At 53.8% G+C, this 22,831-nt stretch carries 26 protein-coding genes and 1 tRNA gene; 6 read left to right on the top strand and 21 right to left on the bottom strand.

All coding sequences use genetic code 11. The features are described 5' to 3' along the window. Window positions 1–263: 263 nt before the first annotated feature. From ABSG49_RS05025 to ABSG49_RS05015, 3 genes are all read right to left on the bottom strand, one after another. Window positions 264–1,469 carry an MFS transporter gene (locus ABSG49_RS05025; RefSeq protein WP_424025009.1) on the bottom strand — a complete coding sequence of 402 codons (1,206 nt, stop codon included), beginning with the start codon at window positions 1,467–1,469 and terminating at the stop codon, window positions 264–266. 1,085 nt (window positions 1,470–2,554) lie between these two features. Next, complete coding sequence (locus ABSG49_RS05020) at window positions 2,555–3,043, bottom strand: hypothetical protein (protein WP_424025008.1); 489 nt, start codon at window positions 3,041–3,043, stop codon at window positions 2,555–2,557. Between the two features lie 724 nt (window positions 3,044–3,767). Beyond that, complete coding sequence (locus tag ABSG49_RS05015) at window positions 3,768–4,142, bottom strand: hypothetical protein (RefSeq protein ID WP_424025007.1); 375 nt, start codon at window positions 4,140–4,142, stop codon at window positions 3,768–3,770. Between the two features lie 468 nt (window positions 4,143–4,610). Between ABSG49_RS05015 and ABSG49_RS05010 the strand changes: the two genes are divergently transcribed. The 3 genes from ABSG49_RS05010 (at window position 4,611) to ABSG49_RS05000 (ending at window position 6,502) form a co-directional block, all read left to right on the top strand. Continuing rightward, a complete protein-coding gene (locus ABSG49_RS05010) occupies window positions 4,611–5,255 on the top strand; it encodes an energy-coupling factor ABC transporter permease (RefSeq protein ID WP_424025006.1) in 645 nt (214 codons plus the stop codon). Next, window positions 5,252–5,521: a hypothetical protein gene (locus tag ABSG49_RS05005; RefSeq protein ID WP_424025005.1), complete on the top strand. Its 270-nt coding sequence runs from the start codon at window positions 5,252–5,254 to the stop codon at window positions 5,519–5,521. Before ABSG49_RS05010 ends, ABSG49_RS05005 begins: the two co-directional genes overlap by 4 nt. Before the next feature lie 441 nt (window positions 5,522–5,962). Continuing rightward, window positions 5,963–6,502 (top strand): ribonuclease III domain-containing protein, encoded by a 540-nt coding sequence (locus ABSG49_RS05000; protein ID WP_424025004.1) that lies wholly within the window; start codon window positions 5,963–5,965, stop codon window positions 6,500–6,502. Window positions 6,503–6,509: 7 nt separating this feature from the next. Here ABSG49_RS05000 and ABSG49_RS04995 read toward each other — a convergent pair whose 3' ends face one another. The 9 genes from ABSG49_RS04995 to ABSG49_RS04955 form a co-directional block, all read right to left on the bottom strand. Further along, the gene (locus ABSG49_RS04995) at window positions 6,510–6,740 is read right to left on the bottom strand and encodes a hypothetical protein (RefSeq protein ID WP_424025003.1); all 231 of its coding nucleotides are present in this window, start codon (window positions 6,738–6,740) and stop codon (window positions 6,510–6,512) included. A 109-nt stretch (window positions 6,741–6,849) separates the two neighbouring features. Further along, complete coding sequence (locus tag ABSG49_RS04990; RefSeq protein ID WP_424025002.1) at window positions 6,850–7,014, bottom strand: hypothetical protein; 165 nt, start codon at window positions 7,012–7,014, stop codon at window positions 6,850–6,852. A 3-nt stretch (window positions 7,015–7,017) separates the two neighbouring features. Continuing rightward, a complete protein-coding gene (locus ABSG49_RS04985; RefSeq protein ID WP_424025001.1) occupies window positions 7,018–7,341 on the bottom strand; it encodes a hypothetical protein in 324 nt (107 codons plus the stop codon). A gap of 199 nt (window positions 7,342–7,540) precedes the next feature. Further along, on the bottom strand, window positions 7,541–7,732 hold the full coding sequence (locus tag ABSG49_RS04980; RefSeq protein WP_424025000.1) for a 30S ribosomal protein S17e: 192 nt from the start codon (window positions 7,730–7,732) through the stop codon (window positions 7,541–7,543). 188 nt (window positions 7,733–7,920) lie between these two features. After that, a complete protein-coding gene (gene thsA, locus ABSG49_RS04975; RefSeq protein ID WP_424024999.1) occupies window positions 7,921–9,525 on the bottom strand; it encodes a thermosome subunit alpha in 1,605 nt (534 codons plus the stop codon). Window positions 9,526–10,163: 638 nt separating this feature from the next. Then, the gene (locus ABSG49_RS04970) at window positions 10,164–10,430 is read right to left on the bottom strand and encodes a UPF0058 family protein (RefSeq protein ID WP_424024998.1); all 267 of its coding nucleotides are present in this window, start codon (window positions 10,428–10,430) and stop codon (window positions 10,164–10,166) included. Between the two features lie 346 nt (window positions 10,431–10,776). Next, window positions 10,777–11,088 carry a hypothetical protein gene (locus ABSG49_RS04965; RefSeq protein WP_424024997.1) on the bottom strand — a complete coding sequence of 104 codons (312 nt, stop codon included), beginning with the start codon at window positions 11,086–11,088 and terminating at the stop codon, window positions 10,777–10,779. A 142-nt stretch (window positions 11,089–11,230) separates the two neighbouring features. After that, a complete protein-coding gene (locus ABSG49_RS04960; protein WP_424024996.1) occupies window positions 11,231–11,509 on the bottom strand; it encodes a hypothetical protein in 279 nt (92 codons plus the stop codon). 114 nt (window positions 11,510–11,623) lie between these two features. Beyond that, the gene (locus tag ABSG49_RS04955; protein WP_424024995.1) at window positions 11,624–12,805 is read right to left on the bottom strand and encodes a bifunctional 5,6,7,8-tetrahydromethanopterin hydro-lyase/3-hexulose-6-phosphate synthase; all 1,182 of its coding nucleotides are present in this window, start codon (window positions 12,803–12,805) and stop codon (window positions 11,624–11,626) included. A gap of 144 nt (window positions 12,806–12,949) precedes the next feature. On the opposite strand from ABSG49_RS04955, the gene ABSG49_RS04950 reads away from it, so the two are divergent. Then, window positions 12,950–13,285 (top strand): carboxymuconolactone decarboxylase family protein, encoded by a 336-nt coding sequence (locus tag ABSG49_RS04950; protein WP_424024994.1) that lies wholly within the window; start codon window positions 12,950–12,952, stop codon window positions 13,283–13,285. A 322-nt stretch (window positions 13,286–13,607) separates the two neighbouring features. Here the strand turns inward: ABSG49_RS04950 and ABSG49_RS04945 are convergent, their stop codons facing one another. Beyond that, complete coding sequence (locus ABSG49_RS04945) at window positions 13,608–15,308, bottom strand: AMP-binding protein (RefSeq protein WP_424024993.1); 1,701 nt, start codon at window positions 15,306–15,308, stop codon at window positions 13,608–13,610. A gap of 256 nt (window positions 15,309–15,564) precedes the next feature. Here ABSG49_RS04945 and ABSG49_RS04940 point away from each other — a divergent pair. Together ABSG49_RS04940 and ABSG49_RS04935 are read left to right on the top strand one after the other, a co-directional pair. Continuing rightward, a tRNA-Trp gene (locus tag ABSG49_RS04940) sits at window positions 15,565–15,737 on the top strand. 101 nt (window positions 15,738–15,838) lie between these two features. Further along, window positions 15,839–16,213, top strand: coding sequence for a carboxymuconolactone decarboxylase family protein (locus ABSG49_RS04935; protein WP_424024992.1), 375 nt, complete (start codon window positions 15,839–15,841; stop codon window positions 16,211–16,213). Window positions 16,214–16,432: 219 nt separating this feature from the next. Here the strand turns inward: ABSG49_RS04935 and ABSG49_RS04930 are convergent, their stop codons facing one another. The 8 genes from ABSG49_RS04930 to ABSG49_RS04895 all read right to left on the bottom strand — a co-directional run bounded on the left by ABSG49_RS04930 (window position 16,433) and on the right by ABSG49_RS04895 (window position 22,684). After that, a complete protein-coding gene (locus tag ABSG49_RS04930; protein WP_424024991.1) occupies window positions 16,433–16,609 on the bottom strand; it encodes a hypothetical protein in 177 nt (58 codons plus the stop codon). Between the two features lie 82 nt (window positions 16,610–16,691). After that, complete coding sequence (locus ABSG49_RS04925) at window positions 16,692–17,459, bottom strand: ABC transporter permease (RefSeq protein ID WP_424024990.1); 768 nt, start codon at window positions 17,457–17,459, stop codon at window positions 16,692–16,694. Beyond that, complete coding sequence (locus ABSG49_RS04920; protein ID WP_424024989.1) at window positions 17,446–18,402, bottom strand: ATP-binding cassette domain-containing protein; 957 nt, start codon at window positions 18,400–18,402, stop codon at window positions 17,446–17,448. The genes ABSG49_RS04925 and ABSG49_RS04920 overlap by 14 nt, the downstream gene beginning before the upstream one ends. Before the next feature lie 102 nt (window positions 18,403–18,504). Next, the gene (locus ABSG49_RS04915; protein WP_424024988.1) at window positions 18,505–18,702 is read right to left on the bottom strand and encodes a hypothetical protein; all 198 of its coding nucleotides are present in this window, start codon (window positions 18,700–18,702) and stop codon (window positions 18,505–18,507) included. Between the two features lie 291 nt (window positions 18,703–18,993). Beyond that, window positions 18,994–19,206: a DUF3006 domain-containing protein gene (locus ABSG49_RS04910; protein WP_424024987.1), complete on the bottom strand. Its 213-nt coding sequence runs from the start codon at window positions 19,204–19,206 to the stop codon at window positions 18,994–18,996. Then, complete coding sequence (locus ABSG49_RS04905) at window positions 19,203–20,663, bottom strand: MBL fold metallo-hydrolase (RefSeq protein WP_424024986.1); 1,461 nt, start codon at window positions 20,661–20,663, stop codon at window positions 19,203–19,205. Before ABSG49_RS04905 ends, ABSG49_RS04910 begins: the two co-directional genes overlap by 4 nt. Before the next feature lie 3 nt (window positions 20,664–20,666). Further along, on the bottom strand, window positions 20,667–21,992 hold the full coding sequence (locus ABSG49_RS04900; RefSeq protein ID WP_424024985.1) for an amidohydrolase family protein: 1,326 nt from the start codon (window positions 21,990–21,992) through the stop codon (window positions 20,667–20,669). 17 nt (window positions 21,993–22,009) lie between these two features. Beyond that, the gene (locus ABSG49_RS04895; protein ID WP_424024984.1) at window positions 22,010–22,684 is read right to left on the bottom strand and encodes an MTAP family purine nucleoside phosphorylase; all 675 of its coding nucleotides are present in this window, start codon (window positions 22,682–22,684) and stop codon (window positions 22,010–22,012) included. Between the last annotated feature and the right edge of the window lie 147 nt (window positions 22,685–22,831).

Here is a 22,831-nt window from a genome sequence, read left to right as displayed (position 1 = left end):
TGTAACCGGGATATGCCCTCCGGAGAGCCATATCTTCGTTCGGTTCCATCGCCACGTCCAGATACCCGAGGGTGGGTGAGATCGGCTGCCCTAGCTGTCCCATATTGTCTCATGTCCGGGAACAAATTCTCCGACGTAAAATATCTGGAAAAAGTGGGTTTTGTCTCATAACAGTCACGCTTTTTCACGAAACTACCATAGGTTTCTGGAGAAATGGGGGAAACAAAGCACGGATAGGGGCCGGATGAAACCGTCGTTGCACCCTAGACCGGCGACCATCTGGCACCGTGCGGACGGCGGGTCGTCCAGATCAGGAGCAGCGTCCCCGCTGCCCCGATGACGGCGGCAACGATGAACCCGGCGCTGTACCCGATGAATGCCCAGATGAACCCGATCATTACGCTGGAGACGAGATCGCCGACCCCGTTCGTGGTCGCGAGCGCCCCGAAGCCGAGCGCACGGGATTCCTCTTCCACCATCTCGCCGGCAAGGGCGCCCTCGAGCGTGTCCTCGGCCGCGATGAAGAGGCCGCACATCGCAAAGAGGCACCCGTACGCGACCACGTTCGCCGGAGCGATGACGAAGCCGATGAAGGTCGCGACCGCGATCGCGTACCCGAGGACCAGCATCGGCCTCCGCCCGATACGGTCGCCGAGCGAACCGAAGGGGTACGAGCTCGCGGCATAGACGATGTTGCGGATGAGGTACAGGCCAGCGCCCGCCGCGGTCGCTGTCGTGAACCCGAGCGAAGGGGTGAGGCTGACGATCGCAAAGGCAATGAGCAGCGTGTGGGAGAAGTCAGCGATCCCGAAGACCAGCACTGCGGTGAGGAACGATTTGAACCGCGATGGGAGTCCACGCAGGGATGCGATGAGGGGCCGGGGCTGCGGGTGCGGTGTCGGGTCCCGCTCGCGCAGGAAGAGCCAGATGGCAATGAGCGCAAGGAACCCGGGGATGACAGCGAGCCAGAGGAGTTCCCGGATGCCCATCGATGCGACGAGCACGAGTGCCAGGGCAGGCCCGGCGATCGCCCCGAGCGTGTCCCCTGCCCGGTGGAAACCGAAGGCCTTGCCGAGATCCTTCTTCTCCACCGACTTCGAGAGGATCGCATCCCGAGAGGGGCTGCGGATCCCCTTGCCGATCCACCCGACGAGCCGTCCCGCCAGCACCACATACCACGAGCTCGCGACGGCAATGATGGCGGGGAAGACGGCAGTCGCGACCGAGCCTCCGAAAGCAAACTCCCGGCGCCGGCCCAGCTTGTCGGCAAAATAGCCCGAGAAGAGCTTGACGAAACTGGAGGCGCCGTCGCTCAGGCCCTCGATGATGCCGAGGGCATAGACCGGCGCACCGAGCAGGATCAGGAACGAGGGGAGGAGAACGGTCACCGACTCGTACCCGAGATCACCAAAGAAACTCGCGATCCCGGCGCCGATAACGGTCCGGTTCAGCCATGCCGGCCACTGCATACCGGTACATTTTCCGGGCAGATGATAAAGGCTGGGGAAAATTATTGTCCGGCTGACCTCCTCCTCAATACCAGATAAACCATGACTACAACAATCGAAACCCCGAAAATGTATTCGTCATACAGGAACTGATTGTGATGCACGACAATCAGGGCAATATTGATCAGACTGATAACAGCTATTCCGGACCAGAAACCAATGCCCAGGGTAATCCAGTCCCAGCCTTTGTTTATGTTCATAATCAATATACGCAAAATTTTTTATTTAGGCATTTCTGACAGGGCCATAGCAGACCTTGCCTGAAATTTTTCTTCAGACCCTGCTTGAAAACTTTTCACCGCGATCACAATCACGATTGAATTGTTGATCCGGATCAACCGGACCTTGCCTGAAAATGCCTGAAACTGCAATGCAGTTTTAGTAGCCGCTTGGGAGCGGCTTTTTCAAGCAGATTTTACTCGAAAATTTTTGAGCGGACCTTGCTTGAAAAATTTCAACCACCCCCTCAGCCCCTGCTTGAAATCCGCGAGCTGATCAAACGGAGCTTGTTTAAAAATTTTTTAGCAGACTTTGATTGTGAAAAGTTAACTGGTTGTGCCTTTTCAAGCTGGTGCGATGCCTTACGCGCAAAACGCCTCACCGGGACTCGAAGAACGCTGATGCGTTCGATCGAAGAACTCCGTTCTTCGAAGACTTTCAGTCTTCTCATGTCTCGAGTCTGATGACTTTCGACATTCCTCTCTCTCATGTCTGATGACATGCGAGATTCTCCTGTCTCGTTTCTGAGAGACTTGACATTTTACGCTACACACTTACCTTGATCCGGGGCCTTGCCCAGCCGGGATCGGATGAGGCGTCGCGGCGACTCCAAGTCGAAGCCTGATGGCTTCTCCAATCGACCCTCGCTGATGCGACGGTCGATTCTGCGAAGCAGGGAAGGGGATGAATTCCTGCAACATTTTCTTCCCGATGATCGCATTTAGATCGACTCCGAAGGGGATAAAACAGACAAAAAACCGTATCCCCCCGCCTGAATACTCTCCGGTTTAACGGATGGTGATACCTGTGATGCCGGAGATGATGGTTTATTTTTTATTCGCAATCCGTAATGCCTCCAAGGACTCCGCGAGCCGGGTATTGAGAACCTGCATCCTCGCATTTGCATCAGACAGCTCACGGTTCTGTTCAGTGATCTGATCATAATAACAACGCATCTGTTCCACGATCGAACCGATAACAAATGCCACGATGAGCAGCATGAGGCCCCTCATAAGAGCATCCGGAGAAAGGGTACCGGTGAGAATATAAGTGACCATGACGTGCAGGCTGCCGTAGAACAGTGCGACCCAGACCGCTTTTTTCCCGTACCAGATGCCGGCAATCACAATGATCAGGTAATAAAATTGCGTGTAGACGATGGTAATGCCAAAGTGGTAATGAATGACGTATTCGAGATCCAGACCGGCAAGGATCAGGAGTATGAACACGACCGGGTGTGGCTTGTCAAACGATTGCCACCATGACCCTCCTGTCTCGTATCTCTCCATGGTCAGACCTCGTTTTTCCCTGTCCATGTGAATAATTATGGGATATATGTTTAATAGTGTCGCATTGAATGATCGCCCCGGCGGGACTCGAAGAACGCTGATGCGTTCAGACGAAGAACTCTGTTCTTCGAAGACTTTCAGTCTTCTCATGTTTCGAGTCTGATGACTTTCGACATTCTCCTCTCTCATGTCTGATGACATTCGAGATTCTCCTGTCTCGTCTCTGAAGAGACGCGACATTTTGCGCTACGTACTTACCGGGATCCAGGACCTTGCCCGGCCGCTCCGGTGAGATGGCAAAGTGACTTCCTCCGAAGAAAGACAAGGTAAAAACCGTATACCTCTTACCGGATACCCCCCGGCACCGGTTCAGGAACACCGATGAACAGATCTCCGTATTTTCAGGAAAAATCTAGTCTTTTTTCAGCCCTGTGGGAACTCCCCTTATTTTTCGGCCGAATTGACCCTCCGGGTTGCGTCAGGTTCCGGGACAGGCTGCAGATCGTCCCATTTTTGCGCTTTTTCAAAGCCCTCCAAAGTGCACGGTTTTTTCCCGGTTAAAACAGGTATTTTAAAGAAACAGCGATTTTGATGAGGAATTTTACCGGGCGTTGGCACCGTTTCCACTGCCGAAAATTTCCGGGATTCCGGCCGTACAATTCTCCGTCGGAGAATGATCATGGGAGACTTACCGTCTCTGCCCCCCAGCCCCTTTATAAAGGGGGGATACTCCCAGGGCAGGGAAGTATTTTTACCGGGCATGCGGGTTCGTGTACCCGTCCGGCTCCCACCATCCGATCTCGCCGACCGCGAGCTCGTGGACGAGAAGCCTCCGCCAGGCCCGCTCGTGCTGGGTGCGGAGCCAGATCTCGCGGGGCATCCATTTCGGGAACGGGAGTGCCCGGACCCCGCGGAGATCGTCCGGCAGGAGATCCTCGTACATCGTGTCCGGGTTGATCGTATACCGGGTCTGCCGGACCTTCACGACCCGGACGGACTCGGACTTGAAGATGAAGAGGTCGTACGCGAGCTTGGGGTTCGTGTTCTCCTGCCACCAGTATCCCATCCGCTCCGCGAATTTTTTTGCTTCCGCGATCGCTGCGTCCGGTTTTTTCCCGCGGGTCATTCTTTTTTATATTTGTGGAAGGATGGATGAAGGGTTTGTGGTTGGATGGGGGGTTGAGTTAGTGGGATTTAATTTTTCCGGAGAATTTTCCGGCAGGGTCTGAAAAATATTTTCCGGGCATTACCGGAATTTTTTATAAATTTTTTTAGAATTAGAAAATTTTTTTAAAGAAACTCAAAGTAAAAGCCTATAAACTTTGTATTTTTTTTTACTTACGTCAGAAAGAGCGCATCTGACAAATTTATTTAATAACACGTTGTTGACTGTAAAATTTTTACCTGCTCGTTCTTTCCGAAAAATTTGGTTGCACTCCAAATTTTGACATATCATTTCTGTCGTTAATACTTATTTGGAATGATGCGGTCAGGGAAAATTACGATGCATAAAATTTTGGAGAGATACCAAACTTTTGGAAATATTTATTGGCTGTTACTGCGATGGTGTTGTGTTGTGGAGTTGAGATAGTCCGTGGCTCATATTCATCTCGAAGACGGATCATTTTCCCTGTTCTGGGTTTTAACATGGTGGATCATCGCTCTTTGTATCGTGGGGGTCGCATTGTTTCTCCTCCGATCAAAAAACAAACCTGAAAAGATCACGATTGCTGCGTTCGTGACGGCAGCTGCATTTGCTATCTTCCAGATACAGATCCCAATCGCAGGGGGCGTCCATCTGAACCTCACCCCTCTTATCGGTATCCTTACCGGGCCTGTCATGGGAACACTCGTCATCTTCATTGTAAATATCTTTTCTGCCGCAATCGGCCACGGAGGTTGGGGACTCATTGGAGCGAACGTAATTGTAAACTTTACCGAAGTCCTTGTTGCGTGGCTCACATTCCGTGCCATGAAAAGGATAACGACGGATCTCTTCTCTCAGGCGGGGGTTGCGACATTTGCCGGTCTGTTTGCAGGAAATCTCGTGATGATCGCAGTCATCCTTGTCTCGGGGATACAAGGTGTCCACCAAACCCCAGCCCAGATCCTCGCCGGGCTTTCCCTCCTCGCTGCGGTAAATATGGGCGTTGCAGCAATCGAAGCAATCCTCACCGGTTTCATGGTTGCATATATCGGAAAAGTTAAGCCTGATATCCTCGAAGGTGACCGTAAATGAGTGCGTTCGGAGAGAATAAAGGCCGCATCATCTTCGGGGCGATCCTCATTATCGTAATCATCGCATCGCTTGCCGCTTACCAGTTAACCGGTCATATGAGCATTGAGGATCGTTATAACACAGCGGTCGGCCTGCCTACCTCACAGGAAGAAGAGGGCGGGACCTTTCATGGCTTTTCTATGGAAGGAAATCCCGAGCTGTACCTGATTGTTCTTGGAGTTTTTTGTGCCGGATGTTATATCGCGTACAAGCATTTCAGAATCTGAAAAATTTCCAGAAATGTTTGAGGATTAGTGGTATCGAATAGTGGCTTTTATAGGTCTTTTTCTTCGATGAGTGAGTTTTCTAGTTTTCGATGAACCCATGTGTGATTTTTCCACCCGGTTTTCTCCCGACGCAACCATATTAGGTTGTTAGTGCCGTTCTTGTGGTGTCGGAGGGATATACACCTATGAAAAAGACAAAGTGAACATTTACTTTCTTTAAAAAAATTTTCGAGACCTGACGCGGAAAACACCGGAGGGTTTTGCGCTACGCATTTACCGCGATCCGGGACCTTGCCCGGCCGTGAACCGATGGGGCGTCGCGGGGACTCTTTGAGAAACCATGAGGGGATTACTACGGGAATGCGGGTGTGAAGTTGAGCAATTCTTGATTCAACACCTCGTTTAGTTTGATTTTTATTCGAATCTGACCATCATCCTACTATGGACCCGGCCAAGATCCAAGAACTCGAAGATCGATTGGGGTATTCATTCAAGAATCGAAACGAATCATACCGAGCTCTTACGCATTCGACATTTTCAAAAGAGGAAAAAGAGAGAAAGATCGGGGCAAGAGATTGCCCATATCAGTCAACATATGCAACTTTGGGGGATGCAATTTTAAAGGCAGGGTTGGTTTCGATCCTTATTGAAAAAGGAGTGAAAACCAAAGGGAATGTCACTATTTCAAAAGCAGACTTGGAGAATAATTTACGGCTTGCAAAAGTTGGGAAACGACTCCACCTTCTTGAAGATAATTATATTCTGCATAGAGTCGGGAAAGAGGAAAAATTGAAGGAAGAATCTGTGGCACTGTGTTCAGACACTGTTGAAGCGCTTATCGGTGCAATTTTTATTTATAGTAACAGTTCGATGTCCGTTATAAAAGATTGCATATCAAAGATATTTGCAACCAAATTAGAAGAAATGGAAAGGAAATATCTAAACGAGGGACACATGGGCGATCTTCCCGGCCGCCCATGACTTCAGATCATTTTGATCTGTTGTGAAATCCTTTCTTTCTCTTTGGTTCGCCTTTTACCGCGCTTGAGAGAATTGGTTTTTCATCCGGGTTTGCCTTCACCGCAATCTTATCATACTGGAGAGGGCAGGCACCAACCCGGGATAATTCCCTCTGAACCATGAGACACTGCGCAAACGAACCACCAACGGAATGGATGTATTGATCGCAGTGATTTCCTTCACAGAACTCCTCAAGCATAAACTCACATGAGACGAGTGAATGCTTAAACTGATGCTAATATAAAAATGGCGCCTCATGCCGGCTTCACCCTGCGAAAAAAATTACAAAAAAGATATTCCGACCGACTTCAGAAGTCAGTCATAACCCTGAACCGGTCAATCTCTTCCCGGTTCAGCTGATCTAAGAACTCGTCTGCTGCATGCCCGATGTCCTCCGGGGCGGTGATTGCACGGTAGAGTTCCACGATGTCCGGCTTGACCTTCAGGCTCGCGATCAGCTTGACCGGGTTCAACGATTATCCGGATTTACGATCAGTAAACTCAGTATGTTCTCCTGTCTTGTGTCCAGGAGCAAACAGATTTTTGTGCGGCGCTTTGTGCTCGTGATGATCTGCCAGCCGTATCGCCTCTCCATAGGCCTTTTGTTTATCCTTGAACCCGGTGAAAAGAATGCGGATATTCTCGATATCGTCTTTGAGATACACTGCATCGGGATATTCGATGAGTACAATCTGTCCTTCAGGACCGAAGTGTTTCTCTTCGATCATCCCTATCATATACCGCTCGCGCTGTTCTTGTGTCGGAGCGGTATACTTATCATCAAACCGGAAAACTCCCATGTCGATCTTCCTGCGTTGATTGAATGTTGTAATTCACACGATGATACAATGGCGGGTAAGATGCAGACGCCCGGTCATGTTCACTCGTCCTCGTTCCGTTCGCCTGTGCTCACTGCACTCCGGCTCGCTTCACATCACCCTTTGTTCTTTAAAAGAGGGGTAAAGATTGCCGGAAGGACACCTTCAGACATAAAGGGGGTTATGGTTGTTTTTTGGAATTCATTTTTCTTGTTATATAACCGGCGACACGGTTCCGGACACGCTTGCTTTCGATAACCGCGGACTTACCAAGCTGCTGCTTGTTCTCATCGAAGTTCTTCGTGAAGTAATCCCTCTGTTTGGCCAGAAGTGCACTACCGAGATTTTTAATATATGACGGTTTGATTCCCATAGATAATTCCTCCGGATTCTATTCTCTCAATGTGATGAGAAGAGATAATGATATTGTTTGCAGCGACGGCCGGATCCTGGCATCGCGTGTGGATGTCTTCGAAGGCAACCCGTTAACTCCTTCGGGAAATCAGTGAACCGGTTAAATAATTACGAAAAAAATTAGAAAAAGGAACGGATTTTTAGTATTTACATACCTGGAGCGCCGCCATGGCCACCCTGCTGCGTGATCATCATGTCATCCACACGGATGAGCATGACAGCGGTCTCCGATGCGCTCATGATGGTCTGGCGCTTGGACCTGAGAGGTTCGATGATACCTTCTGCAAGCATATCAACGACTTTGCCTTCGTACACGTTCAGGCCGGCATTCTTTTTGCCCTGTGAGTGGACATTCTTGAGCTCGACCAGCTTGTCGATTGAGTCGAAACCGGAGTTCTCCGCAAGTGCCCGTGGAATGGACTCATATGCTGCGGCATACGCCTCGATGGCGAGCTGCACGCGGCCGCCAACGGTCTGGGCGTACTCGCGGATCTTCATGAGGAGCTCAGTCTCGACAGCACCTCCGCCGACTACGTAGGTGCCGTCTTCCATGGCATCCATGACCACGCGGGTCCCGTCAACAACGGCACGTTCGAGTTCATCGAGCAGGTAATCGCTGGTCCCCCGGAGCAGGATCGTGATGGCCTTAGGGTTTTTGCACCCGGAGATTCGTGTTACCTTGCCATCCTTATCTTCTTCCACCAGATCGGCAATACCGAGATCTTTTGCAGCCAGGGACTCCGGCTTGTTGACAACAGTTGCATGAAGTGCCCGGGCTGCATATTTCAAATCCTTCTCGGGGATGTCCTCGATGGCGAGAATGCCGGCTTTTGCAAGATAGAACTGGGCGATGTCTGAAATCCCCTTCTGGCAGAGGAGGACATTAGCACCACTGTTAATGATCGCATCCGCGAGTTTCTTTAATACCTCGCGTTCCTGCTCGCTGAATGCGTTGACCTGATCCGTGCTCGTGATCTTGATCTTTGCCTTCACCTGGGTCTTGGTGACCTCAAGCGGCTGCGCAACCATGGCCACTTTTGCATGGGAGATCTTTTTCGGCATTCCGTCGCTCGCCCGGACCTTGTCGATGACAACACCGCGGATCAGTTCGACGTCGTCCATGGACGGTCCCTTCTGCTTCTTGATCATCACATCTTCTTCGTCAACGAGAGTTTTGCCGTCCACCGTCTCGGCCACGGTCATGACCGCGTCGACGATAATGCTGTCAAGCTTGCCCTTCACCTGCTCGATGGACTTGCCGGTGATGGCGGTGTTGGCGATCTTGAGGAGGATCTTCCGGTCTGATGGGTCGACCTTGAGCGAGAGACTGTTGACGATCTCCAGCGCTTTCTCCATGCCCATGCGGTAACCCTCCGCGATGACGGTCGGGTGGATGCCCTGTTCGAGCATCGATTCGGCCTGTTCCATGAGGGCACCGACAAGGATGACTGCGGTGGTTGTACCGTCGCCGACTTCATCGTCCTGCGTGCGTGCGACCTCGATCACCATCTTTGCCCCGGGGTGCTTCACTGCGATCTCCCCGAGGATGGTTGCGCCATCGTTGGTAATGACGATATCACCGGTAGACCCAACGAGCATTTTGTCCATGCCCCGGGGGCCAAGCGTCGACCTGACGGCACCGGCAATCGCCTTTGCGGCCATAATATTCGAGCGCTGGACTTCCTTCCCGCGAGTCCGTGTTGTTCCCTGCCTGAGAATGATAATTGGCTGTCCGCCAAGTTGTTGTGACATGTAAAACCTCACTTGTTGTATTTTCGTTTCTGATATTCCGGCATAGCCGTTGATACTCCCGTTATGCTACCCCGGGTATTGTGCACTCGTGACCGGGGGTTCATCGGAGCCTGCGTTCGAAACTCTGTTTCTGAATTCGCATGAAATTTTCATTTTGTGGGCATTCGTGCGGATTCACACCATCCTCCGGAATCCACTTCGCTTGTCTCGGGTTGAATTGAGCCGGGCGTGACAATTCTTTAACTTTCAGTGCATGGAGTCCTGATACCATCTTGGTTTTGATGTGTTCACAATCTATACAAAAATGGTATATGCTCATCTACGTTCTCCTGTTTCGTGGCATTCATCAGACTTGACGTGGTTTCTTGTCCGGGTGATGTTATATGCCTTAGTACGATGCCATACTCCAACAGAGATGCGTGGGGAGGTACGGTCACCGCACGACCCCGTTCAACGTATGGTTCCCGGCATTACACTGTATTTTTAATTCTGAAAGACAGCGGTATTGATTTTTCATACGGGACACGGTGATGTAACGGAGGGGAGATGCACCGCGCTTTACTATTACACCACGGACAACAGGAGGTGAAGAGACGCAAAAATACACACCATACAGGGTGTAATATTTTAAAAAAAAGTTACTGTTCAGCTGCAACTAGCAGGGATGCAGTCTCATGAGAATAGTTCACCGCAGGCAGTGTCGGGTTGTGGATGTGGGAAATGATCTCATTCCCGAGAGTCAAGAGAGCCTCACTATGGGCATTTTTATCTTTATGAATATGAAGAGGAGAGATTTCAAGGGAATTGTACCGCTCCGTGAGGATTTCATCATTGGTGATGCTTTCGAAATACTTTTTGATTTGGAACATTAACATGTGGAGATGCAGTAACTCTTCCTTTTGCACACTATCACCTCCACTAATGAGATCCTAAATGTTTGATGGATATCCTGGGAACCGGGCACAGGTTACCGAACTGGTTGATGTTGTACGACGCGAGAATGGCTTCATCGTTCAGGCCCTTTTGCCCGATACCGATCCTGCTTAACTTGTCACGGATTATTCGTATCTTTTTTTCAGTACTTAACATGATGACGATGCTTCATTAGCGGGTGATACGATAAAGGGTTCTGAACTTGTTGGGGGATGGAAATGGGTGTTAATCAGCAGGGGGCAAATCATAATATTGTGACGAAAAATCAAAAACATGAAGGGAATTATTTGATGATTATGAGTGCAGAATAGAAAAAATTTACCAGTTTTTAACCACTTTTATTTCTGACTCATCGGAAAGATAGGCAAAAAATCCATCTACAGCGTCATCTAAAGCTTCTTCTTTGGTTTTTTGCGGATGCATGCTCCGGTAATAGCCTGAACAACCTTTGCCTTTAATCGTCAGATTTGCAATACCGATATAAGAATCCCCGCTTGCATTCAGGATTTGGATTACCTTGATTTTTAAGGGACTGTATTTTAGATCTTCTATGTCAATTTCATAAATCCCGACAATTTCGCGGATTTCGCTGATTCCTGTATGTTTACGTTGTAAATCGGTTTCTGTCATTTCAATCACCTTGTGGTATCTCATTATTTTCAAAGTATCGATGTTTGGGTTCGTTTTTATGCACTATTTATAAAAATACCGGGAAAATTCCTTTCCGTCACCAATCGGGTTTTGCCCGCGTTTCCTGTTCGAAAAGACGCGATTACGATTTCCCGGTCTTCGTCATCTTCTTGGATGGCCTGATAGTCGAAGGCGGGTTCGTATGGGCCGGCAACTCATCGCCATGGGGATGGGAATGGGCATCATGCCGGGGAGGTAGCACCGGTTGTGCCTGCGGGTGGTGGGTTGGATGGGGATACGGATAGCTCATGGGGTGATGATCTTTCTCCTCATCGTTGCGTTCCTTGTCCTGACCGCTTTGTGACCCGAGATGCGACTGCGGGTCACGGGGGTGTGGTTTTGGTTCGTGTCGTGGTGACATAGTGGATACTCCCGCTGCCTGTTGATAAAGTAATGCGTGAAAATAAAAATATGAATTCCCCGACCGGGATTTTGTTTTAATAAATTAGGTAAAAAAATACATTATTCTGACTTCTCAGAAATCCGTCATGACCCTGAACTGGTCGATCTCTTCCCGGTTCAGCTGGTCGAGGAACTCGTCCGCCGCATGCCCGATATCCTTCGAGGCGGTGATTGCACGGCCGACCACGAGGATGTCGGCGCCGGCCTTGAGGGCGTCCTTCACAACGTTAACACGAATACCGCCGGCCGTTGCCACGAGCAGCTTGCCACCGGCCGCCTTCTTGATCGCCGGTATGTCGCCCCACGCATGGGCGCTCTCCTCGACATCGATCGCACGGTGGAGTTCCACGATGTCGGGCTTGACCTTCAGGCCCGCGATCAACTTGACCGGGTTCTGCACGTTGAGCATGTCGATAATCGAGTAGATGCCGACCTTGCGGGCCTCGGAGACTGCCTTCTCGATGGTCGAGGTCGGGGCAAGGCCGGAGACGACGACCGCATCGGCGGTTGCATCCGCGGCCATGCGGGCCTCGAGGTTGCCGGTGTCGAGGATCTTCATGTCCGCGATGATGAACGCATTCGCACGGAGCTTCCGGATCTCGCCGATGACCGAGAGGCCGAACTTCTTGATCAGCGGGGTCCCCGCCTCGATGATCACGTGGTCGTTCTCGGGCACGCCCTTTAAGACCTGGGCGACCTTGCCCATGTCCACGAGGTCCATCGCGACCTGGAGGTACGGCGGGTCCCAGAGGCGCTGCACCTTGAATCCCATGATGCCGTGGGCTGCACGGTCTTTCTCGAATACGAGGGTCTTGGTGTCCGGGAACTTGTCGAGCGCACGGTGGAGGGCAAGCTTAGTCGCGCCGTAGTTGAACCGGTAGATCCGGTTGTAGTCCGCTGCTTCAGGGTGGACGAACGCGGACACCATGATGACCGTGTCCTCGATATCGATCCCCGAGAACACGTTCTCTTCAACGCAATCGGCGACTGCCTTGGCAACGGCGGCCTGTACCGGCCCGAACATCTCGTTGACGTGCGCCATGTCCCTTAAGGTGACTTTCGGGATCACAATGGTCACGGGCTTGGCCAGCAGGTTGGGGCGGACGACCGCAAGAAGTGGCGTATGCCCCACTGAAAGTTGCGATACCGCGTTTGCAAACGCTGAACCGATAGGCCCTTCCTTATCTCCCATTAAGAGGTCGATATGCGCCAGTTCCGCGCCATCGCCAATAAGTGCTTCTCCGACTAAATACATGGAACTCTCCGTATTGTTCAATTATGTGCCTGCAATATATGATAAAGTTACGAGCCGGGCCGCCCGGCCCACCGGCCCGCGGAACAGATACAAGCTCTTAATACCCGGCATCACCAGCACATACATACTCAGGGAGATTCTACCATGGAGAAAAATCCCTATGATCTGTTCCAGAGGGAATGCCCGGAACTTGCCGAACGCTTCAATAACCTCGTCGAAGTGCAGCGATCCTTAAACGGCCTCGACCAGAAGACCAAGCAGCTGATCAACATCGCCATCCAGACCGCCATAAGGAACCCCGAAGGGGTACGCTTCCACACGATCATGGCGCACCGGGCCGGTGCAACAAAAGAGGAGATTGTAGGCGCAGTCGTGATGAACCTGCACATCACCGGGCTCGTCACGGTGCTCGAATCCCTGCCCGCAGCCCTTGCCGGCATCGAAGAGGCAAAAAAAGCCAAAAATCATAAGAGAAAATAACCGCGGGATCAGGGCAGGCCTTTCCCGTCCCGCTCTACGAATACTTCTTTTGCCGCAGCCATACCATTGAGCGCCGCAGGGAGGCAATCGTCGCATCAGCGAGGATTGACTGGAGAAGAATTTATCAATATTCTTTGACTGATGAGTGGTTGATCAGACCCACGAATCCGAGAAGTTATCAAACTTCGAAGGCGTCCCGCCGGGGGCGGCGGAGTTCATCGTAAATACGTGAGAAGGTACGAACATCGTTTCATCCCGAATCTGCGACACTACAGGCAATCTGGTGCCCAGCCTGTTATTTAAAAAAGGGAGAGACAAACGGTCATGCGGTCTCGATCTTGTCGGCTTCCTGGAGCCCGAGCACCTTGATCGACTCGTCCCGCATCTTGTACTTCTGGATCTTCCCGGAGATGTTGATCGGGAAGTCGCTGACGAACATGACGTAGCGCGGGATCTTGTAGTGAGCGATCCTGTCCTTGCAGAAGTCCTTGACCTCCTGCTCGGTCATGGTCTGGCCGGGTTTCATCTTCACCCATGCGCAGAGTTCCTCGCCGTACTTCACATCCGGCACGCCGACCACGTAGACATCGGCGATCTTCTCGTGGTGGTGGAGGTACTCCTCGATCTCGCGCGGGTAAATGTTCTCCCCGCCCCGGATCACCATGTCCTTGAGGCGCCCGACGATCTTGAAGTAGCCCTCCTCGTCCATTGTGGCGAGGTCGCCGGTGTGGTTCCAGTGGTCCTTGTCGAGCGTGGCATGGGTCGCCGACGGGTTGTTGTAATAGCACTTCATGACGCAATAGCCGCGTGCGCAGATCTCGCCGATCTCGCCGATGGGGACAATCTTGCCGGTTTTGGAGTCCACGATCTTGAGTTCGGTGTGGGGGAAGGCGCGGCCGATGGTCGTGACCCGGCGCTCGACCGGATCTTTCGTCGTGGTCATCGTGACCCCGGGGCTCGTCTCGGTCTGGCCGTACACGATCACGATCTCGCTCATGTGCATCTGGGTGTTGACCTGCTTCATCACCTCGATGGGGCAGGGGGAACCCGCCATGATGCCGGTCCGCAGGGTCTTCAGGTTGTATTTCGAAAAGTTCGGGTGGGTGAGCTCGGCAATGAACATCGTAGGGACGCCGTTGAGGGCCGTGCAGCGTTCCTTCTCGACGGTTTTTAAGACTTCCTCGGCATCGAATACCGGGGAGGGCAGCACCATCGTCGCCCCGTGGGTGACGGAGGCGAGGTTCGAGAGGACCATGCCGAAGCAGTGGTAGAACGGCACCGGGATGCAGAGCCGGTCCTTTTCTGTAAAGCCCATGCCAGCGCCGATGATGAAGCCGTTGTTGAGGACGGAATGGTGGGTCAGGACAACCCCCTTGGGGAATCCGGTGGTGCCACTCGTGTACTGGATGTTGATCGGGTCGTCGAACGAGAGCGTATCACCCCGGTCGATGAGTTCGTCCATCGCGATCTCGTCCGCCTTTCCACGGAATTCATTCCAGGTGAACATGCCGTTGTAGGGGATATCGCCCATGAAGACCGCGTTTTTCAGGAACGGGAATTTCTCGCTTGAGATCCTGCCGGGCTTTGACTCGTACGCTTCGGGACAGGCCTCGTAGAACATCCCCACGTAATCCGAGGTCTTGAACCGTCCCTGGATGAGGATGGTCGAGACCTCTGACTGCTTGAGGACATACTCGAGCTCGTAGGTGCGGTACGCAGGGTTGATGTTCACCATGATCGCGCCGATCTTCGCGGTCGCGAACTGGACCACGATCCATTCGGCATGATTCATGGCCCAGATTCCGACACGGTCGCCTTTCTCCACGCCAAGGCCCATCAGGCCGCGGGCGACCTCGTTGACGTGTTCGAGAAATTCCCGGTACGTCCACCGGATATTCTGGTGCATGGATACGATTGCGTCAGTATCCGGGTATTTTGCCGCGATGCTGTCAACCATCTCGCCAACCGTCATTCCCAGCAGGGGCACTGCTGATATTCCGCACGTGTAGCTGCCCTCAATCATTGCACCAGTAGTGGGATACGGAATATTATATGCATGATGATTTGAAACCGAACCGGTGCAACCTCACCCGGGTTTGATCTGCGTGTCTTTTGCCCGGAGGAGCAGTGTGCTCGTGGCCGTAGAAAAACTCTGTATCTTCCGCTGAGATGCAGGAACGAGGCGGCACGGACCGGCCCGGATGCAACAAAACTCTTAAGTTTATGCACTGTGATTTTATTGAGTCGGAACGGGATGTATGTCCCGCTGCTGGCAGCACGGGGTTGTGGCCTAGCCCGGTATGGCGACGGGCTCCAGCGGTCTTTGCGTTCTTTCGTGCTCGCAGATGATGAACAATGGGTCTACTGACATAAACATGGATGATGACCCGTTGGAGCACTGATGCATGTCGGAGAGACCCGTCGATCGTGAGTTCAAATCTCACCAACCCCACGTTTTCTCATAAATCCTCCTGAATGCTTTGCACCTGTTTTCTCTCCTGCCTCAAGGGCCCGGGTTTTTATTCTCCCACGCCCGACTGGAACCTGATGAACATGACGAGCGAACGCTATAAACGCGGATGGGAGAAGCTGAAAGAGGTCGATGGCGAGGCCGGCGAGAAGGTGATTGCCAGCCTCCGGGACATTGCACCAGATCTCGGCCGGTACACGATCGAGTTCCCGTTCGGGGATATTTACACCCGGCCGGACCTGGATCTCCGGTCGCGGGAGATTGCGGTTGTCGCCGCCCTCACGGCGCTCGGCAATGCAGCACCGCAACTGAAGGTGCATATCAACGGTGCGCTCAATGTCGGCGTCACACGGAAAGAAGTGGTAGGGATCATCACGATGATGGCGGTCTACGCGGGATGTAGTCGAAGAATACTGATAAATTCTTCTCCAATCAGTCATCGCTGTTGCAATGGCTGATTCCCCGCGGCGGATCATTGACAATTCGAATATCTGAAAAAAGTCACTGCACCGCCGTGGCTCGAAGTTCTTACGAACTTCTCGATTTCGTGGTTCCGATGAACCACTCAATCCCCGGAGAGGCACTGAAGCGGGGGGAACCCTCCCAAAATTACATTTTTTAGCGATTTTCATTCCCATTCATGTCAGTTTCAAGAGAACCTGTCTGCCGGCTCACGCTCAGGATACCCGGTAATGCCGGTAGTCCATCTGGACCTGGATCTTCTCCTTCCGTGCGCAGACATCGTATGAGAGGTCTTCAACAAAACCCATCGTCCTGAGCCGGGTGATGGGATCGTATGCACCGGCAAAGTCCAGCAGGGTGAGATTGTCGTAGATCACAAAGGCGATCTTCATGACATATCCTTCCATCAACGAAGATTGGGGGGGTGATAGGGGCCCCGTCGGGGAACCTGTTCAGTACGGGTATTACCCTGCATCATTCGTTGAATTTTTTATACAGCCGGTTTGCGACAAACTGGAAGATCAGGATGAAGATTAAGAGCGCCAGAATATCCAGCAGCGGCGAAAAGAGCGACGTGCCGGTATACGCGTACCCGATCATGTCGTTCCCGTACGTAAGTGGGGAAAAAAATGCGATTGCCTGGCCGATCTGCGGCATGGCCGATATCGGGATAAAAACACCGGAGATGAAGATCAGCGGGAGCCGGACCGTGTTGAGCATCGACATCACTTCCCCGACGTTCTCGGTGGGATACGCAGCGAACAGGGTCCCGAGGGTTGCAAAGCAGAACGCGGTCAGTGCCATGGCAATCACGAGGACCAGTGCATGGACAATCGGCGTGCTGAACACGATAACACCGACCACGAGCGGAAGACACGCGATGCCGAGACTGTAGAGGAACCCGCTCAGGCTCTCGCCGAAGACCAGCGAATGGAGCGAGATCGGTGCCGAGAGCAGCCGGTCGAACGTCTTTACCCGCCGCTCGATGGGGATCGATACCGGCTCGATCGACGAGGCGGAGAAGAGGAGGGTGATCGCGATCAGCCCTGGGATCAGGGTGCCGGGCGGGGCGTTCTTCCCGATGGCAAAGGCAAGGAACATGAAGAGCGGGAAGAGGATGCCCATCACGATGATGTTGGGCTTGAGATAATAGATCCGCATGTCTTTCCTGGCGATCGCCCATGCGGCAGACATCTCCCGGGAAAGACGCTCCGTCCACCCCTCGTAATCAATCGATGGCATGGACTGCACCCCCTGTCCGCTGCAGGCCGGTCAACCGGATGAACACGTCCTCGAGGCTCGGGCCAAGGGTCGTGATGCTGATCACCCTGAGATTGTGGGAGCGGGCATATGCCATCATGGCATCGATAACTGCAGACGGGTCTTCCGTATAGATCTTGAACTTGTCACCGGCCTTGCGCGCATCGTTTGCCATCGGGAGCCGGCGGAGCTCGTCCAGCTGGTCCGGGGCATTGTGGTCGAACGAGAACTCGATCGACTGTACGCTCTGGATCGTCTTTTTCAGCCGTTCCGGTGCATCGATGGCAGCAATGGTGCCTTTATTGATGATCGCCACCCGGTCGCACATGACATTGGCCTCCTCGATATTATGGGTTGTCAGAAAAACCGTAACGCCTTCGCGGACGAGATCCGTCACCACATCCCGGATGATGAGGTTGCTCTGGACATCGAGCCCTGAAGTGGGTTCATCGAGGAAGAGCAGGCGCGGGCTGTTGACGAGCCCCATAGCGAGCGTCAGCCTTCGCTTCATCCCCTTGGAAAACCCGTGCACGAGGTCATTGCGCCGCTCGTTTAACCCGAAAAGCGTTAAGAGCTCTTCGGATTTCTTCTCCCTTTCCTTTCTTCCCACATGATAGAGTTCTGCCGAGAACATCATGTTCTGCCACCCGGTCAGGTCATCGTACACGTTCGAGGTCTCGGATACAATGCCCATGGACTGCCGTGCAGCAACGGTGTCGTTTTCGATATCATGGCCGAAGATGGTTGCCGTCCCCGAGCTCGGCCGGGAGATTCCCGTGAGGATCCGGATGGTGGTGGTCTTGCCGGCGCCATTGGGGCCTAAAAAACCAAAGGTCTCTCCTTCCCCCACAGAGAAACTGATATCGTTGAGCGCGGTGAGCGTGCCGAACTGCTTGACGAGATGAGAAACTTCAATTGCGTTCATGGCGATCGTTCTGCCTGTCCTTTTTTTATGTATCACACGGGACCATTTATTTCTATGTCCCTTTGAAGGGGAACGGACGGGGGTAAAACAGGGGGTGAAAAATTACAGTATGCCAAACCACGCGATATAGGATACCGCTACCATCACGATCACCAGCAAAATCAGAATTTTGTACCCGCACTTCTCGCAGATGCCGAAACGGGATGAGCTGTCTTCATGCGAGTACGGGGACGAGCAGACCCTGCAGGTTTTGGATGACTCGTGCTGTTCGTGCTGTTCAAAGGCTTCGTGAGGGGTCATACTATTCCTTTGTCAACTCCCGCGAGGAAAAACATGTCGGGATATGCATCCGGCAGAAAAAGAGGGTCGAACCCGGGATTCGATCCGGAAGGCCTGTCGTAAGCCTGCCCTTGGGGATGCGTGAATCCCATTACCGAATCCCTGGACGGATCGTTACGGACGGGTCCTCCACCCGGATGCAGCCGCCGTACAGCCCGATCAGGCTCCGGCACTATTTTTCCGGATAATCTTCGGGATGCGAAGCCGTGCCGGAGACAATTCACGTTCACCATCGCTGTGCAGTTCCCGGGTTTATTTCCGTTTCAGCCGGTCAATCAGTGAGGCCGTCCGTTCTTTTCCCTCCCGTGTTGCTTCCCCATCGCGTTCAATCAGGATCGTGACGATATCGCCTTCGCGGCAGTCCGGGGGCAGTACGGCTACCGGGAGATGGAACCGCAGGGTTTCATCCTCACGCGGGATCAGGACTGCGATCCCATCTTCGATCCGGTCAATGGCGGCCTTCATGCAGTTCCATCCTCCGTTTTCTGGTCTATGATCGTGCCCGCACTGTCACGGAGAATGGCGACGTCCCCGTTGTTGCCAAAGAGCGGTGTGGTCTGTCCCATGTAGAGCGCCGTATCGTTCATGGTGCCGCTGCCGGTGAATACCGTGACCGAAGTCGAGGGAAGGAGGAGGACAGCAGGGAAGACATAGAGATGTGCACCAGTCCGGTCGGAGAGTGTCCAGCCGGCGATAAGCACCGCACTGTCTCCCCGGTTCGCGATCCTGACCCATTCGCCGTTCAGGTTCGCGCGGTCATCACCAGGTGCATCGAACTGCGTTGCGCTGATGTATACCGATGAGGCATTGCCAATCTGGACCGGGGGCAGGGTGACAGGCACGGATATGTTTGAGGGAATGGTTGGGAGAGGCGGAACGGTCGGGGGGGTGGGGACCGTAGGAATCGGGGAGGGTGTTGGGAGAACGGGGGCCGGGGAAAGCGTTTCCATGGTCGCAGTCACCGTACCGGATGTCTGCTGTGCCGACGTCGTCGTTGTCCAGACGCTTCCGCTGCCGTTCCCGGTGGTGACGGAGTATGAGACCCCGTCGCTGCGGACAAGGATCGTCCCGTCACGGTCTGTGCGGTATACCGTCACGCCGGCATCAGCGAGGTTCTGGAGTGTGGCCTGGTGGGGGTGGCCATAGGGGTTGTCCTTCCCGACCTCGATGACGGCAACTTCGGGATGGACGCGGGCGAGGAACGCTTTCGACGTGGAGTACTCGCTCCCGTGGTGGCCGACTTTCAGAATTTGGGCATCAAGGGGATACCCGGTCTTTACGAGCGCATCCTCCGCCTCACCACCCATATCTCCGGTGAACAGGAAATTAATCGTGCCATAGGAGATGCGGAGCACAACGGAGTTTGCGTTCGGGTCGTCACCGAAGTGCTGCTTCGGGGGCGAGAGTACGAGGATCTGAAGCGCCGGGTCGAGGTCGATGCTCTGTCCCTGTTCGGCGACCATGTACGGGATCTGCTTGTTATCAATCTCATTCAGGAAATGCTCGTAGATCGATGAGGAGGCGGGAACACCGGCATCCAGCACCTGACCGACCGGGAAGGCTGCAAGCACTTTCTCCATCCCGCCGATATGGTCCGAGTGGGAATGCGTGGCAACGAGGAGATCAATCCGGGTCACACCGAGTTTCTGCAGGTCCGCCACCACGCGGTCGCTCATGTCCGTCTCACCGGCATCGATCAGGATCGTCCTGTTACCGAAGATCAGGAGCTCGGAGTCCCCCTGCCCGACATCAAGAAAATACGCCGAGAGTTTTCCGTTGTTGTCAGCCTGGCGGGAAGACCCGGAACTGGTGCTTAAGGGGGAGGTACATCCCACGATGACGGCGCATGACAGGAGCAGGAGAAGTACCAGGATGACCGCGATCGCACGGGTGCATGCCGGTGAATTCTTGAGATGCTTCATGGGTTAAGCCGATTGTGACCGTTTCACGAGTGCGCGGGCTGCTGCTGCCGCTCCATTCAGTACGTCCTGCTCTCCCGGGATCTCGCAGTTGAGCATGAGAACCCTGCCGTTGCAGATCGTCGTCTCAACCGATCCCCCGCTGCAGGCATAGACGAGGTTCGACGTCGCGTTGTGGAGCGGCGTATTGCAGGCAGTCCGCGTACTGACGAGGACAAGATCTGCCGGAGCGCCGGCTGCCAGTCTCCCGGTCGGGAACCCGAGCGCCTTAGCCCCGTTTGCCGTTGCCATGGCGAGCGCTTCCGGTGCCGGCAGGATCGTGGGATTGTTCCAGAAAAATTTCTGGAGGAGGGCCGCGGTCTTTGCCTCCTCAAACATGTCGAGGTTGTTGTTCGAGGCGCACCCGTCGGTCCCGAGACAGACATTTGTCCCTGCTGCCGAGAGCCAGGGGTACGGCATCGCCCGGTTGGTGGCGAGCTTCATGTTGCTCACCGGGTTGTGCGATGCGGATACGCCCCGCTTCCCGAGGAGTTTGCATTCCGTTTCGTCGAGCCAGCAGCAGTGGGCGGCAACCGTCCGGGGTGTGAGAATACCGCAGGTATCAAGATGAGCGGCCGGGCGCTTGCCGTACTGCGCAATGCAGTCGGTCACTTCCTTCTCGGTCTCCGAGAGGTGGATGTGGATCCCGCACTTCTGTTCCCGTGCAAATTCCGCACACCACTTCAGCCCTTCCGGTGAGACCGTGTAAATCGCGTGGGGCCCGGCCGCGGCCTTGATCCGGGGATTGCTGAGGGAGCGGACATGGAGCGCCAGTTTCTCGGTTGCCCGGCACTCGTTCTCGCGCTTCTCCGCATTGTTGAGGTCGATGAACCCGTACGAGAGGACAGCCCGGATACCGGACTCGTCCACCGCCCGCGCCGCCTCGTCCATGAAGAAGTACATATCATTGAACGCGGTCGTGCCGGTCCGGATCATCTCGAGGCACGCAAGCCGCGTCCCCCAGTAGATGTCGTTCCCTGTCAGATGGGCTTCGAGCGGCCAGATCTTCTGCGCAAGCCAGTCCTGGAGGATCATGTCGTCGGCATAGCCCCGCATCAGGGTCATCGCCGCGTGGGTGTGGGTGTTGACCAACCCGGGCAGGGCAAGGGCACCGTCTCCGTCGATGATAAAATCCGCCTCACCGGGGTGGTTCTTCCGCTCGTTTTTCCCGATGCCCGCGATCGTGCCCTGCTCATCCACGAAAATATCGACCGCATGACCTTCCGTCACTACGTTGGTGATCAGCAGGGAGCGGTTCTTCTCGAAAATTTCATGCATCTCGTGTTCACCCATAATATCTCTGTCCAGGTTCAGCTCATATGTCCGATAATCGTCTTCACGATCTCTTCCGTGCGGTACCGGTGCTCGCGGGAGACGTTCACGATATGCTCGTACGTCAGCACCTCGTCCCCGAGCCCGTTCGCGTAGTTCTCGATGGTGCAGAGTGCGGCAAAGTCCATGCCGAGCTCGCAGGCAAGGGTTGCTTCGGATGCCACAGTCATACCCACCACGTCGGCGATCCACGCGAGCGCCTTCACCTCCGCGATCGTCTCGATCCGCGGCCCCCGCGTCTGGACATACACGCCACCGAACCGTGCCGAGGGTACCAGCGTTGCCAGCGTTTTTGCCATTTTTTCCGAGAGCTCGGGACGGACATGCTCGATCGCGTGGTCATGGATGGACGGAATGTCCGTGACGCTGATAAAATCCGTGGGAATGAGGAGCGATCCGGGCGCGATCTTCGGCTTGAGCGACCCCGACGACCCGAACGCCACGATATTCGTGACACCGGCGATTGCCATTGCCGCCAAGTTCGCCCGGAAATTGATCCGGTGCGGGGGGAGGTTATTCTGGTGGCGCATCAGCATGACGAGGTTGTCACCGCAGAGCAGCTCCGCGCTGCCAAACGGTGTGACGACCTGCCGTTTCTCCAGTTTCGGGAGCGTTGAGAACAGGAGGCTCGTGCCGCCAATAATCCCCAGCATCAGTGCCACCTGCGGCGGGTCCCGGTTCCTGGTGTGTGTGTGCCCTGCATACTATCCCTTCGCTATAAAAAGTGTTGACGGGGATACACTAATAGCTAGCGCATTTTTCCCGAAGAATCGTTCTGGAGGGAGAGTTATCTGTCAGAA

It is taken from the genome of Methanoregula sp. (genome assembly GCF_049510175.1).
GTDB lineage: Archaea > Halobacteriota > Methanomicrobia > Methanomicrobiales > Methanospirillaceae > Methanoregula.
This window is presented reverse-complemented; position numbering and strand designations above follow the sequence as displayed.